The sequence below is a fragment of the Vibrio sp. 10N.286.48.B8 genome, assembly GCF_003050085.1.
Classification (GTDB): Bacteria; Pseudomonadota; Gammaproteobacteria; order Enterobacterales; family Vibrionaceae; genus Vibrio; species Vibrio crassostreae.
In genome coordinates, this window is sequence record NZ_PIGD01000002.1 from 395,743 (window position 1) to 408,478 (window position 12,736).

Below are 12,736 nucleotides of genomic sequence, written 5' to 3' on the forward strand. Positions count from 1 at the left end.
CGTATTAGCCCCCGAACAGTCTTTTGAAGATGCCTTTCTTCTGTTCCGTTAAGAAACGGAAGTCCACTTGGCTACCTAGTAGTCGCTCTACAGTATCATTGTAAGCCATACCTGCGTCGGTTGCTTCGTCAAAGATAACTGGAACACCCTTGTTCGATGCATTCAGTACCGCTTGGCTCTCTGGAATCACGCCCAGTAGAGAGATGTGTAGGATCTCTTCAACGTCTTCAACACTTAGCATCTCACCTTGAGTTACGCGTGCTGGGTTGTAGCGAGTCAGTAGAAGGTGTGTTTTCACTGGCTCTAAGCCGTCTTCTGAACGACGAGATTTAGAGTCAAGAATACCTAGAATACGGTCTGAGTCGCGTACAGAAGAGACTTCAGGGTTAGTCGTTACAATCGCTTCATCAGCAAAGTACAACGCCATTAGAGCGCCTTGTTCGATACCCGCAGGAGAATCACAGATGATGAAATCAAAGCCCATTTCATCTAGCTCATCAAATACGCGACGAACACCGTCTTTGGTTAGTGCATCTTTATCACGAGTTTGAGAAGCAGGAAGAATGAACAGGTTCTCTGTGCGCTTGTCTTTGATCATCGCTTGGTTCAGCGTAGCTTCACCATTGATAACGTTAACGAAATCGTAAACGACACGACGCTCACAACCCATGATTAAATCTAGGTTACGCAGACCGATATCAAAGTCGATAACTGCGGTTTTCTTCCCTTTTAAAGCCAGACCTGAGGCAATAGCTGCACTAGAGGTCGTTTTGCCTACCCCGCCTTTACCTGACGTTACAACGATAATGCGTGCCATTCTGTTTTCCTTTTATTTCTCTTATATTGCGAGGACGTCAACGTGTAATACATCGTTTGCCATACTGAACATAGTTTTCTTCTGCCAGTACTCGCTTTCAATTTGATCGCTGAGCCAGTAATTTCCCGCAATGGAAACCAGCTCGGCTTGTAAATCATTACAAATTATTTTTGCTTCAGTTTGACCACTAGCACCTGCAATCGCGCGGCCGCGTAATGTGCCATGTATATGGATGCTGCCATCGGCAATCACTTCTGCACCCGCACTCACATGGCTGAGAATCAATAGATCGCCATCTTTCGCGTAAACCTGCTGACCAGAACGAATTGGGGTTCGAACCACCTTAATCGGCGCCATCTTAGCCGGTGCTTGCGATGGAGATTTACTTGCCGTCATGACTGCAAAGCCCGCTTCTTTCGCTAGATTTTGCATACGCTTATCAGAACAGCCAGCCACGCCAACCGGGATCATGCCCGCTTGAGATATACCATTTTTCAGTTGCACAAAATCGATATCACCAACGACTTTGCTGATGTTGATAACAACAGGCGCGGCAGCGAAAAACGTGGGTGCTTGGTCTACCTTCTCTTGAAGAAAAGAGACTGCATTTTCGACTTGATCATCGGATAAGTGCAAAACAGATAGCGTAAAGCTGCTACCTTTTAGATCTGGGTTACTAGACATCGAAAAACTACAGGACCTCAATAGCGAATTGGTACAATTTCTTTATCAATAAAATAAAGGGCATTGCCTGAAACTAGGTTTATCATGTTATATTCCCAAACCAAGCACAGCAAGTAATCTTGTTGTCAAATGGACGTTTTGTTCCCAATATTTCCCTAACATAAACTATTGATCTCGCAAGTGAGAGTTTTGTAGCCATAATCAATTAAAAAGGTTTGTCATGCTGTGTTCTATATATAAAAGCTCAAAGAAAGAAGGAACATACCTTTATATCCCTAAGAAGGATGATTTTTCACAAGTTCCTGACGCATTGATGCAAATGTTTGGTAAACCTAGTTTTGTAATGGTAATTAAAATGGATGGCCGTAAACTGGCTCAAGTGAACATCGAAAAAGTGAAAGAATCACTGAATACCGATGGTTTCTTTTTGCAAGTTCCGCCACCACCAGTTAACGAACTTGAACTTCATAAAGAGCGTAAAGCTCAACAGAAATCTCAAGACGAAGAGTGATAGCCACCTCAATTCAAGGAGGAGTGATCGTTGAGTAAATTTTCGAAAACCATATTGGCTGTGTCGGCATTACTATTGGGTAATAGCTTGACCATTAGCTCAGTACACGCTGAAGAACTGAGCTTCGAACAATATGTAGAAAAACTAAAGCAACAAGGCCGTGAAGAAGGCATCTCTGAAACGATCATTGATGAAGCCTTTGATGGTGTAACGTTTAAGCCAAGAGCGGTGAAAGCCGACAAGAATCAACCTGAGAAAAAACTGACTCTGGATGAATACATTCCACGAGCAGTGCCTGATTGGAAAGTGAAGCAAGCCAGATCACTTTATAAGAAGCATTACACAGCGCTAAAGCGTATTGGTGATGAATATGGTGTTCAACCAAGATTCATTGTCGCGCTATGGGGTGTTGAGAGTAACTTTGGTAAGTTCACTGGTAACTACAGTGTTATCGATGCGCTAACGACCATGGCTTACGAAGGACGCAGAGAAGCGTTTTTCCGCAGCGAAGCGATGGCGGCGTTGAAGATTCTTGATCAAGGCCATATTGCACCAAAAGAGATGAAAGGCTCTTGGGCGGGCGCAATGGGTCAGCCTCAATTTATGCCAAGCTCATTCTTAGCATATGCGGCTGATGGTAATGGCGACGGTAAGAAAGACATTTGGGGCACTGAAGAAGACGTATTTGCTTCAGCGGCAAATTATCTCAGCCAATCAGGATGGGATGACAAATATACTTGGGGTCGTCAGGTTCATGTTCCGTCATCTGTGTCGATCGATTTACAAGGTCGAACTGAAGACAAAGCGAAATACTTAAAAGAGTGGTCTGAACTCGGTATTAAGCGTTATGACGATCGCCCACTGCCAACACTTGATGAAGACATTAAAGCTTGGTTAATCATGCCGGATGATGAAACCGGACGTTCGTACCTCATTTATAACAACTACAATGTGTTAATGAAGTGGAATCGTTCTTACTACTTTGCTTTGGCAGTAAGCCACCTAGCCGACAGAATTAAGTTTGATTAATTGGCATAGCTTGCTTTGATAGCATTTGGCCTACCATAGGCAGAACGAACTAAAGGACTCTTCGGAGTCCTTTTTGATTTTATATTTTAGAGATTTGAGAAGGTGGCCTTGTGCTAACAGATAGAGCTGCACAGATGGTGATATTCCATGCGTTAATTAAGCATGAAGGCTTTACCAGTGCTGCAAAGAGCTTAAATGTTTCAGTGTCTCATATCAGCAAGCAAGTCGCTTTGCTTGAAGACTCGATAGGAATCAAGCTGGTGCAAAGGACGACACGAAGCCTCACGCTTACCGAAGCGGGAGACGTGTTCTATCAACACTGTGAGCAGCTGTTTAACACGGTGAAATCAGCTCAGATGGATATGGACAGCCAGCGCGATGATATCTCTGGAATACTGCGCGTCGGTTTGTCGCAGTCATTTGGCACGCTGCATATCATTCCCGCGATCGACCAACTCAGACAGCTTTACCCACAGCTGAGAATCGAGGTCCACTTGTTCGATTATAAGGTGGATATGATTGAAGAGCGTTTGGATCTCTGGATCACCAACAATGAAGACTTGCCTGAAGGTTACATTGCGCAGCGATTAGCCGACAGCCAGTTTGTGGTGGCCGCATCGCCCGATTACCTGATTAAGGCCGGGACGCCACATGTGCCTTCTGATCTGATTGACCACAATTGCCTTATCTATCGCAGCCGAGAGCGAGATTACACATCGTGGGCGTTTGATAACGGACAAGAAAACCTCAGTGTCAAAGTCGCGGGTGATTACTCAGTTGATTTGGCTGAGGCAGTTCGAGACGCAGCCGTATCAGGGTGGGGCGTGGCTTACTTAGCCACCTACTTAGTCAAAGAAGAGTTTAGAACGGGCAAGTTGATTCAAGTATTACCAGAGTGGAGAGCCAGTCAGCTGATGCCATTCTATGCTGTTTACCCAAGCAGAAAGAACATGCCGAAGAAGCTTTCAGCGGTGATTGAGTTCATTAAAGATCATATAGGGTCGCCGACGTATTGGGACAAAAACCTCAAAACTTGTGTTGAACTGCATCGCTAACTGTTTCCTAATCTATAAATATAATTTCCATATGGAAAAAGTATGCTTTTTAATCAAAGTTAGTTATTAAAATTCAATAACTTAATTATACTCATAGTTAAATCTTGATTACCCCAACATCACGTTAACAACCTCAGCTTGCCGCAAACGATTTCCTCTATAGAATGCGTCGCCTTTCCTATCTACAACTTTTAGGTTGACGCACATGGCTTCCCTACTTGGAATTATCACTATTTTAGTTGCCGCTTGGTTACTATCTACGGACAGAAAAAATATTCCACTAAGAACAGTCTCTTTGGCTTTCTTATTACAAATCTCATTCGCGCTGTTGGTTCTGTATGTACCAATGGGTAAAGAAGCGTTGAATGCAGCCACGGGTGCGGTATCTAGCTTGATCAACTACGGTCAAGAGGGGATTAACTTCCTATTTGGTGGCCTAACGAATAACGGTTTCGTTTTCGCGATTAACGTTCTAGGCATCATTATCTTTTTCTCTGCATTGATTTCAGGTTTGTACCACATTGGCTTTATGCCAAAGGTGATCAACCTTATTGGTGGTGCGCTACAGAAGTTCTTGGGTACAGGTCGTGCAGAATCACTGTCTGCGACTGCCAACATCTTTGTCGGCATGATTGAAGCGCCATTGGTGGTTAAACCTTACCTAAAGCACATGACGGATTCACAACTGTTTGCTGTGATGGTGTGTGGTTTGGCTTCTGTAGCTGGTGGTACGTTAGTGGGTTATGCATCGCTTGGCGTTGACTTAAACTTCCTGATCGCTGCGGCATTCATGTCTGCACCAGCCGGTCTACTGATGGCTAAAATCTTAGTACCTGGCAGCCCAGATGACGCTCAAGAAAATATTGAGTCTGATGTAGAAATTCCACGAGCAACAAACGTAGTTGAGGCAATGGCAGATGGGGCTATGTCTGGACTTCGTATTGCCGTTGCAGTGGGTGCAACACTTCTTGCCTTTATCAGTGTGATTGCAATGCTGAATGGCTTGCTAGGTATTGTTGGTGGCTGGTTTGGCGTAAACCTAAGCTTCGAACTTATCCTAGGTTATGTGTTTGCACCCGTTGCATGGCTAATCGGTGTACCGTGGTCTGAGGCTGTGGTTGCAGGTTCATTGATCGGTAACAAGATTGTCGTGAACGAGTTCGTGGCTTTCATCCAACTAATGGATGCTAAAGAGGCACTGAGTGAGCACTCTCAAGCGATCGTAACTTTTGCTCTATGTGGCTTTGCTAACATCTCTACCATGGCAATTTTGATCGGTGGTTTGGGTAGCTTAGTTCCAGAGCGTCGCTCTTTCATCTCACAATATGGCTTCAAAGCAATTTGTGCGGGTGTGTTTGCTAACTTGATGAGTGCAGCGATTGCTGGTGTTGTACTTTCTCTATAGCTAACTGATCATGACTTTACTCCCCCTAAAGTAAAGTGACTGATTAATCACAATAATATTCGGTTAGCGTGAAAAAGAGAGCCTATAGTGTAAGAACGTAGGCTTTCTTATTTCATTGAATAGTTTGTACCACAGGGTGTGGTGCAAACCTTTTAGGGGCACAAATGGATTTGTCGATTACTTCTTCTTTGGCGTTAATTGGACTTTTGTCTCTAGCTTGTCAGCTGCTCGGTTGGCGTTTACGTCTTCCCGCTATTCTTCCTCTCCTTATCGTCGGCCTATTGTTAGGTCCTGGCTTGAATATCTTAAATCCCGATGCCATTTTTGGTGATGTGTTGTTTCCTATGATTTCATTAGGGGTTGCCATCATCCTGTTTGAAGGGGCATTAACCCTAAATTTTAAAGAAATCAGAGGCCATGGCCGGATGGTGACTCACCTCGTGAGTTTCGGTATGTTGATTACCTGGGCCTGTATCGTGGTGGGTGCTTACTACTTTGTGGACTTTAGTTGGCCGTTAGCCGCATTGTTTGGTGCATTAGTCGTGGTAACTGGCCCAACGGTGATCGTACCCATGCTTCGCAGTATTCAGCCTAAATCTTCTCTAGGCAGTATCTTGCGATGGGAGGGGATAGTGATTGATCCCATTGGCGCTCTGTTTGCTGTTCTGGTTTATGAATACATCGTCTCTTCGGCCGACCCTACAGGACATGTACTTTCAGCTCTGGGACTAACCTTAGCCATTGGTTTAGGTTTAGGGATCATCGGTGGCTATTTGATTGCCAAGATGCTGCAAGGGCATTGGGTACCGCACTATTTACGTAATGTGGCTGTATTGACGCTAATGCTCGCTGCGTTCTCTTTCTCGAATGACTTGAGTGAAGAATCGGGTTTATTAACCGTGACCATCATGGGGATCTGGCTTGCCAACGTGAAAGGCTTGGATATCGAAGACATCATCGAATTCAAAGAAACCCTGACCGTATTACTCATTTCAGCGTTGTTTATTCTGTTAGCGAGTAGACTCGATTCAGGAACCTTCCTCTCGATAGGTTGGGGCGGTATTGGTTTATTAGCGGTGGTTATGCTGGTGGCTCGCCCGTTAAGTGTGTGGATCAGCGGGATCGGCACGGATCTTACCTCTGCGGATAAATGGTTTTTGAGCTGGATGGCGCCGCGCGGGATCGTTGCAGCCGCGGTTTCTTCTCTGTTTGCAATCAAGCTTCAAGAAAAACAATTAATAGAAGGCGCAGACCTGCTGGTACCAATGGTGTTCTTGATCATCATCGGTACAGTTGTGATTCAAAGCCTCACCGCGAGTTGGTGGGCAAGAAGGCTAGGTGTGACTCAAGAGAAGGCACAAGGCGTTATCTTCTTTGGTGCGACTCAGTTTTCACGCCAGTTTGCCAAAGTATTGGCGACACACAACATCAATAGTGTGCTTGCCGATACCAACTGGGAAAGCATTCGCTTAGCACGCATGGATAACTTGAATGTCTACTTTGGTAACCCGGCTTCGAGTCACGCTGAAAATAATCTGGAATTGGATGGAATAGGGCGTGCGATGATCGTCTCGCCTTATCGTCAAACCAACCCATTAGTTAGCATGCACTATCAAGACGAGTTTGGTGAGAATAAGGTGTTTGAGCTTGAGTCATCAGAGAATAAACATGAAAGGCATCAGGTGAGCCGCGATGGCAACAGAAGCTTGTTTTCGGAAGGAGTTACCTATTCCAAGCTTAACTCGTTGATGGCTCAGGGTAGCCAAATTAAAAGTACAGGTTTGACCGAGGCATTTGATTTAAACGAGTTTAACGCGCTGTACCCTAAAGCCATTCCTCTTGGGGTGATTACTGGCGGTGATTTCCGTTTAATTACACAAGGATCTGAGTTGGAAAAACTCATATCAACGGAGTGTGAGCTTATTAGTTTATTACCGCCTTCTGAACAGACGGAAAAAGTCGAGAATCCAGATAAGTAGCGAATAGCAGTGTATCAAAAGCGAGTCGCCCTGTTTCAAAACGAATGTCTAAGTATCAAAAAAGCCGCAGCGTTCATCACGTTGCGGCTTTCTAATTTTATTTATATGCGCTGCGGATTATTTCGAGTGAAATTGCTCACAAGCGATCATGGTGTTCTCGATTAGGCTCGCAACTGTCATTGGACCAACACCACCCGGTACAGGCGTGATGAAGCTTGCGCTTTCTTTCGCTACGTCGTATTCAACGTCACCCACTAGTTTGCCAGATTCCAAACGGTTGATACCCACATCGACCACAACAGCGCCTTTCTTGATCCAAGCACCTGGAATGAAGTTTGGTTTACCTACGGCAACTACAACAACGTCTGCTTGACGCACGTGGCCTTCAAGGTCTTTGGTGAAGCGGTGACATGTTGTCGTTGTACAACCTGCTAGAAGAAGCTCTAGCGTCATTGGGCGACCTACGATGTTTGATGCGCCAACGACAACCGCGTGCTTACCACGTAAATCGATGTTGTAACGGTCAAGCAGCGTGATGATGCCTTTTGGCGTACAAGAGCGAAGCTTAGGCATACGCTGAGCCAAACGGCCGACATTGTATGGGTGGAAGCCATCAACGTCTTTTTCTGGCGTGATACGCTCAAGAACGTGAGTGCTATCAATACCAGCAGGTAGAGGCAGCTGAACCAGAATACCGTCGATCTCTGGGTCTTGGTTCAGTTGGTCTACCAGTGTTAACAATTCGTCTTCTGTCGCAGTGGCTGGCAAGTCGTAAGATTTAGACACGAAGCCAACTTCTTCACACGCTTTACGCTTACTTCCAACGTAAACCTGAGAAGCAGGGTCTTCACCCACTAAAACAACCGCTAGGCCCGGAGCGCGTAATCCAGCTTCAGTACGAGCTTTTACACGTGCAGCAACTTCGGAGCGAACCGTTTGAGAAATTAGCTTTCCATCAATATTTTGAGCAGTCATGAATTTCCTTAGTATTGATATTCAAGTTAGTGGCTGATGTTTTTGGCGCATTATTCCAGAAAATCTTTTTGATTACCATCAAGCAAACGTTTGCTTTGTTCTATTTTCCAACACTTATATGTTTGTTGCCCTTTTTTTACTCACTTAGATCAGAATGTTACATAAAGCCGTTGCTTTACTGATTCGAATTCGTATAATTCGTTCCTGTAGCGCGCCCTTAGCTCAGCTGGATAGAGCACCTCCCTTCTAAGGAGGTGGTCGAAGGTTCGAATCCTTCAGGGCGTGCCATTATTTAAAGAAACCCGATAACTCTCCGAGTTGTCGGGTTTTTTGCTTTCCTACCATAATAAAAATACTCTTCTCAAAGCGCCACTCATTTCCCCGCGTTATTCATTTCATTCGGCTCATGTAATAGAAAGTTAAAATTGTTCGTTTTTTGGGGTTTACATCATTTGGTAATAAAGCCACTATGAATTCACGAAGAATAGACAAGTAAAGCTGTTAGCCAGTCGGTTTCGGAATCAAACCTTCTGCTCAATAGCTGATTTAGAGGAAGTAATGGCAGGAAACAGTATCGGACAACATTTCCGCGTGACCACGTTCGGAGAAAGTCACGGTATCGCACTAGGATGTATCGTAGATGGGTGCCCACCAGGATTAGAAATTACCGAAGCAGACCTTCAAAGAGATTTGGATCGTCGTCGCCCTGGTACTTCTCGTTATACAACGGCTCGCCGTGAAGCGGATGAAGTGAAAATCTTATCAGGTGTATTTGAAGGCCAAACTACGGGCACTTCTATTGGTCTATTGATTGAAAATACAGACCAACGCTCTAAAGACTATTCCGAAATTAAAGACAAGTTCCGCCCAGGCCACGCTGACTATACGTACCATCAAAAGTACGGTGTACGTGATTACCGAGGTGGTGGTCGTTCTTCAGCTCGTGAAACTGCAATGCGCGTTGCTGCAGGTGCAATAGCGAAGAAATACCTAAAACAAGAATTTGGTGTTGAAATCCAAGCATACCTTTCTCAAATGGGTGATATCTCAATTGATAAAGTGGATTGGAACGAGATTGAAAACAACGCTTTCTTCTGCCCAGATGCCGACAAAGTACCAGAATTTGACCAACTGATTCGTGACTTGCTAAAAGAAGGCAACTCGATTGGTGCGAAGATTCAAGTGGTTGCGACTAAAGTGCCTGTAGGCCTTGGTGAGCCAATTTTTGATCGTCTAGATGCTGACATTGCTCACGCTCTAATGAGCATCAATGCGGTGAAAGGTGTTGAGATTGGTGATGGCTTTGACGTCGTTAATCAACGCGGTAGTGAACACCGTGATCCATTAACGCCAGAAGGTTTCAGCAGCAACCATGCTGGCGGTATCTTAGGTGGTATTTCTACTGGCCAAGATATTGTTGCAAGCATTGCGCTTAAACCAACATCAAGCATTACCGTTCCTGGTGACACGATCACTAAAGACGGTGAAGCAACGCAACTAATCACTAAAGGTCGTCATGACCCATGTGTAGGTATCCGTGCCGTGCCGATCGCAGAAGCGATGTTAGCGATTGTATTGCTTGATCACTTGCTACGTCACCGTGGTCAAAACTTTGGTGTGACAACTGAAACGCCAAAAATCTAGTTCTGCTTCGTTGTAATCAGAACAGATTTGAAACTGATTTGATAAAAACAAAGAGGGTTGCTTCGTGATGAAGCAACCCTTTTTATATTCTGTGTAATTGAGAATATATCATTTAATGTACCGAGCTTTCAGGATCAAGCTGGAACGAAGGTAAACGCCACTTGAATCGTACAGCTGCCATACGCAGCAAGTAACCAACTACAAGCGTCACAATCGTCGCGGTTACGTCGTTAATGCCAAGTTCAAGCAAACCTAGATATAAACCTGAAGCGACAAGTGCAACAGAGGCATACAGCTCTTCATGCAACACCAATGGTGTTTGACGACAGATAAGGTCGCGCAGTAAACCACCAAAGACACCCGTGACTAGCGCAGACACCATGCAGATCATTGGATGTAGACCCATGGTCATCGCTACCTTAGTACCAATGATACTGAACACGATAAGCCCTAGTGCATCTAAACGAATGAATAGCCCTTTGAGCTTGATAACCCATTTAGCCAGTCCGGTTGTAATAACACCTGCGATACAGGTGATTGCCAGATACTGTGGGTTTTCAACCCAACCTAAAGGGTAATGGCCGAGTAAGATATCTCGTACTGTACCGCCGCCAATTGCCGTTGCACTGGCAACCAACATTACACCAAACCAATCCATTTTTTGTTTGCCAGCACTGAGAGCGCCGGTCATGGCTTCTGCCGTGATGCCAATGATATACAAAACACTTAGTAGCATTGCTGTAGCTCTATAATATAGGTCTATAAATTGGAGTCTTATAGGCCTTAGGGATATAAAAATGAAGCGCGAGTGTAGTAGTAAAAACGCTGATTGACGAATGAATATTTGTACCGTGAATGGGTGTTTCAGATTAGCTAAACTAATCATTCGCCTCAAAGTAGTGTAATCTGGGATCAGCAATCGATTGTCACAGTAAAGTATTGGGGGCAACCTAATGCCATTGCTCGTGATAGGGCTTTACCGAGCGCTTAAAAAAACGCAAAATGCCCCGGTTCTTTTTACTTAAATTTGATTTTATGACGCACCAATACCCAGACATCATCGATATTTTCAATCAAACCTTTTTCGAGAGTTACAATACCAAACTCGAACTGGGTGCAGACGAGCCTATTTACCTGCCAGCCGATGGGGAGGTTCCTCATCACCGTATCGTATTTGCTCGCGGATTTTATGCGTCTGCACTTCACGAGATAGCGCACTGGTGTGTCGCTGGTCCTGAGCGTCGTTTGTTGGAAGATTTTGGCTATTGGTATGAGCCTGATGGTCGAACTGAGTCGGTTCAAGCTGAGTTTGAAAAAGTAGAAATTCGCCCACAAGCGTATGAATGGATCATTGCGATGAGTGCAGGCTTTCCTTTTAATGTCAGCTGTGACAATCTACACGGCGATTTTGAGCCAGATCGTTTGGCCTTTATGAATAAAGTACACAGCGAAGTCATGGGTATCTTTGAAGCTGGTCTTCCGCCTCGCGTAAAAATGCTCTCTGAAGCATTACGCAGCTTCTACGATGTAGAACCTTTATGTACTAGCCAATTTATTGTGAAATAAGAGAATATTATGATTATCGAATTTGAAGAAAAACTACTTGAAGTAATTGATGCTCGCATTGAAAACGCATCAGACGATGAACTGTTTGCTGGTGGTTACTTACGTGGTCATATTTCTCTGTCAGTGGCTTCATGTGAAGAAGAAGGCATTGAAGACGTAGCTGAAGTAAAAGCACGCATCGAGAAGAGCCTAGATGACGCTCGCTCTGAACTAACGCCAGCAGATCGCACCATCGTTAATGACCTTTGGGTTGAACTGCAAAACCAAGCTTAATAGCTAACAATTTATCACTATCCGCTCAGTCCCTTCCTTTCCATTTTGCTGAGCTGTTAATTATTTGAGACTCATTCGAAATTTTTGAATGAGTCCGTTCAATCCTTGTGATGGTTCCATTTTCTGACTACGTTATTCTAATCCCACTTAACGGATTTACAGAAAAGGTCACATCATGAAAGTTATCGCATTCGGCGCAAGCACAAGCTCTACTTCTATCAACAAAACTCTAGCAACTTACGCAGCTAACTTGATTGAAGGTGCTGAAGTTAAAGTTCTAAACATCAATGATTACAACGTTCCTATGTTCAGTGAAGACACTGAAAAAGAGATTGGCCAAGCGGAAGGCGCACAAGCATTCTTACGTGATTTAGCTGAAGCAGATGCGTTTGTTATCTCTTTTGCTGAGCACAACGGCCACTACCCAGCTGCGTACAAAAACCTATTTGATTGGGCGACACGCATTGAGCGCTCTGTGTTTGGCGAGAAGCCGGCGGTTTACCTAGCGACTTCACCTGGCCCAGGCGGTGCACAAACGGTACTTGGCGCAGCAACAGGTTCAGCGCCATACTTTGGCGGAAACGTAAAAGCGTCAGTTTCAGTACCAAGCTTCTACGATAACTTTGATTTTGAGTCTGGTTCTATCAGCAACGAAGAGATTGCTCAGCAGATCAAAGACGCGGTTGCTAAGCTGTAAATACAAGTTAGATCAACACGAACAACAAAAAGCCCGAGGGACATAATGTCGCTCGGGCTTTTTAGCTTTTAGTTTCAGGTATTTCCAATATTTAGATATTC

13 protein-coding genes and 1 tRNA gene are annotated in these 12,736 nt (G+C 44.6%); 10 read left to right on the forward strand and 4 right to left on the reverse strand.

All coding sequences use genetic code 11. The annotated features are described in order from the left end of the window. Positions 1 to 4 precede the first annotated feature (4 nt). Positions 5 to 817 carry a septum site-determining protein MinD gene (gene minD, locus CWO08_RS04375; RefSeq protein WP_009848498.1) on the reverse strand — a complete coding sequence of 271 codons (813 nt, stop codon included), beginning with the start codon at positions 815 to 817 and terminating at the stop codon, positions 5 to 7. Between the two features lie 21 nt (positions 818 to 838). Further along, positions 839 to 1,501, reverse strand: coding sequence for a septum site-determining protein MinC (minC, locus tag CWO08_RS04380; RefSeq protein ID WP_108019969.1), 663 nt, complete (start codon positions 1,499 to 1,501; stop codon positions 839 to 841). A 220-nt stretch (positions 1,502 to 1,721) separates the two neighbouring features. Between minC and CWO08_RS04385 the strand changes: the two genes are divergently transcribed. From CWO08_RS04385 to CWO08_RS04405, 5 genes are all read left to right on the forward strand, one after another. Next, positions 1,722 to 2,012: a YcgL domain-containing protein gene (locus tag CWO08_RS04385; protein ID WP_017062372.1), complete on the forward strand. Its 291-nt coding sequence runs from the start codon at positions 1,722 to 1,724 to the stop codon at positions 2,010 to 2,012. Positions 2,013 to 2,042: 30 nt separating this feature from the next. Next, a complete protein-coding gene (locus CWO08_RS04390; protein WP_102433616.1) occupies positions 2,043 to 3,041 on the forward strand; it encodes a lytic transglycosylase domain-containing protein in 999 nt (332 codons plus the stop codon). A gap of 134 nt (positions 3,042 to 3,175) precedes the next feature. Beyond that, a complete protein-coding gene (locus tag CWO08_RS04395) occupies positions 3,176 to 4,096 on the forward strand; it encodes a LysR family transcriptional regulator (protein ID WP_080967320.1) in 921 nt (306 codons plus the stop codon). Positions 4,097 to 4,301: 205 nt separating this feature from the next. Beyond that, complete coding sequence (locus CWO08_RS04400) at positions 4,302 to 5,501, forward strand: NupC/NupG family nucleoside CNT transporter (RefSeq protein WP_019826134.1); 1,200 nt, start codon at positions 4,302 to 4,304, stop codon at positions 5,499 to 5,501. 164 nt (positions 5,502 to 5,665) lie between these two features. Next, positions 5,666 to 7,480 carry a sodium:proton antiporter gene (locus CWO08_RS04405; RefSeq protein ID WP_108019970.1) on the forward strand — a complete coding sequence of 605 codons (1,815 nt, stop codon included), beginning with the start codon at positions 5,666 to 5,668 and terminating at the stop codon, positions 7,478 to 7,480. 117 nt (positions 7,481 to 7,597) lie between these two features. On the opposite strand, the gene folD is transcribed toward CWO08_RS04405, so the two are convergent. Then, positions 7,598 to 8,455 (reverse strand): bifunctional methylenetetrahydrofolate dehydrogenase/methenyltetrahydrofolate cyclohydrolase FolD, encoded by an 858-nt coding sequence (gene folD, locus CWO08_RS04410; RefSeq protein ID WP_017629535.1) that lies wholly within the window; start codon positions 8,453 to 8,455, stop codon positions 7,598 to 7,600. Between the two features lie 211 nt (positions 8,456 to 8,666). Here folD and CWO08_RS04415 point away from each other — a divergent pair. Further along, a tRNA-Arg gene (locus CWO08_RS04415) sits at positions 8,667 to 8,743 on the forward strand. 270 nt (positions 8,744 to 9,013) lie between these two features. Next, positions 9,014 to 10,099: a chorismate synthase gene (aroC, locus tag CWO08_RS04420; RefSeq protein WP_004734182.1), complete on the forward strand. Its 1,086-nt coding sequence runs from the start codon at positions 9,014 to 9,016 to the stop codon at positions 10,097 to 10,099. Between the two features lie 112 nt (positions 10,100 to 10,211). Here the strand turns inward: aroC and CWO08_RS04425 are convergent, their stop codons facing one another. Continuing rightward, entirely contained in the window at positions 10,212 to 10,835 is a 624-nt protein-coding gene (locus tag CWO08_RS04425; RefSeq protein WP_004734183.1) for a trimeric intracellular cation channel family protein, read from the reverse strand. A gap of 299 nt (positions 10,836 to 11,134) precedes the next feature. Here CWO08_RS04425 and CWO08_RS04430 point away from each other — a divergent pair, with 299 nt between their 5' ends. The 3 genes from CWO08_RS04430 to CWO08_RS04440 all read left to right on the forward strand — a co-directional run bounded on the left by CWO08_RS04430 (position 11,135) and on the right by CWO08_RS04440 (position 12,635). Beyond that, positions 11,135 to 11,665, forward strand: a complete 531-nt coding sequence (locus CWO08_RS04430; RefSeq protein ID WP_048660831.1) for an elongation factor P hydroxylase — start codon at positions 11,135 to 11,137, stop codon at positions 11,663 to 11,665. 9 nt (positions 11,666 to 11,674) lie between these two features. Then, positions 11,675 to 11,938 carry a YfcL family protein gene (locus tag CWO08_RS04435; protein WP_017632537.1) on the forward strand — a complete coding sequence of 88 codons (264 nt, stop codon included), beginning with the start codon at positions 11,675 to 11,677 and terminating at the stop codon, positions 11,936 to 11,938. A 175-nt stretch (positions 11,939 to 12,113) separates the two neighbouring features. Next, positions 12,114 to 12,635 (forward strand): NADPH-dependent FMN reductase, encoded by a 522-nt coding sequence (locus tag CWO08_RS04440; RefSeq protein WP_017632536.1) that lies wholly within the window; start codon positions 12,114 to 12,116, stop codon positions 12,633 to 12,635. Positions 12,636 to 12,736 lie beyond the last annotated feature (101 nt).

Coding starts and splice junctions, on each gene's coding strand:
- CWO08_RS04435 (WP_017632537.1), top strand. CDS start 11,675: ATGATTATCGAATTTGAAGAAAAACTACTTGAAGTAATTGATGCTCGC.
- CWO08_RS04385 (WP_017062372.1), top strand. CDS start 1,722: ATGCTGTGTTCTATATATAAAAGCTCAAAGAAAGAAGGAACATACCTT.
- CWO08_RS04405 (WP_108019970.1), top strand. CDS start 5,666: ATGGATTTGTCGATTACTTCTTCTTTGGCGTTAATTGGACTTTTGTCT.
- CWO08_RS04430 (WP_048660831.1), top strand. CDS start 11,135: ATGACGCACCAATACCCAGACATCATCGATATTTTCAATCAAACCTTT.
- aroC (WP_004734182.1), top strand. CDS start 9,014: ATGGCAGGAAACAGTATCGGACAACATTTCCGCGTGACCACGTTCGGA.
- CWO08_RS04440 (WP_017632536.1), top strand. CDS start 12,114: ATGAAAGTTATCGCATTCGGCGCAAGCACAAGCTCTACTTCTATCAAC.
- CWO08_RS04400 (WP_019826134.1), top strand. CDS start 4,302: ATGGCTTCCCTACTTGGAATTATCACTATTTTAGTTGCCGCTTGGTTA.
- CWO08_RS04395 (WP_080967320.1), top strand. CDS start 3,176: ATGGTGATATTCCATGCGTTAATTAAGCATGAAGGCTTTACCAGTGCT.
- folD (WP_017629535.1), bottom strand. CDS start 8,455: ATGACTGCTCAAAATATTGATGGAAAGCTAATTTCTCAAACGGTTCGC.
- minC (WP_108019969.1), bottom strand. CDS start 1,501: ATGTCTAGTAACCCAGATCTAAAAGGTAGCAGCTTTACGCTATCTGTT.
- CWO08_RS04425 (WP_004734183.1), bottom strand. CDS start 10,835: ATGCTACTAAGTGTTTTGTATATCATTGGCATCACGGCAGAAGCCATG.
- minD (WP_009848498.1), bottom strand. CDS start 817: ATGGCACGCATTATCGTTGTAACGTCAGGTAAAGGCGGGGTAGGCAAA.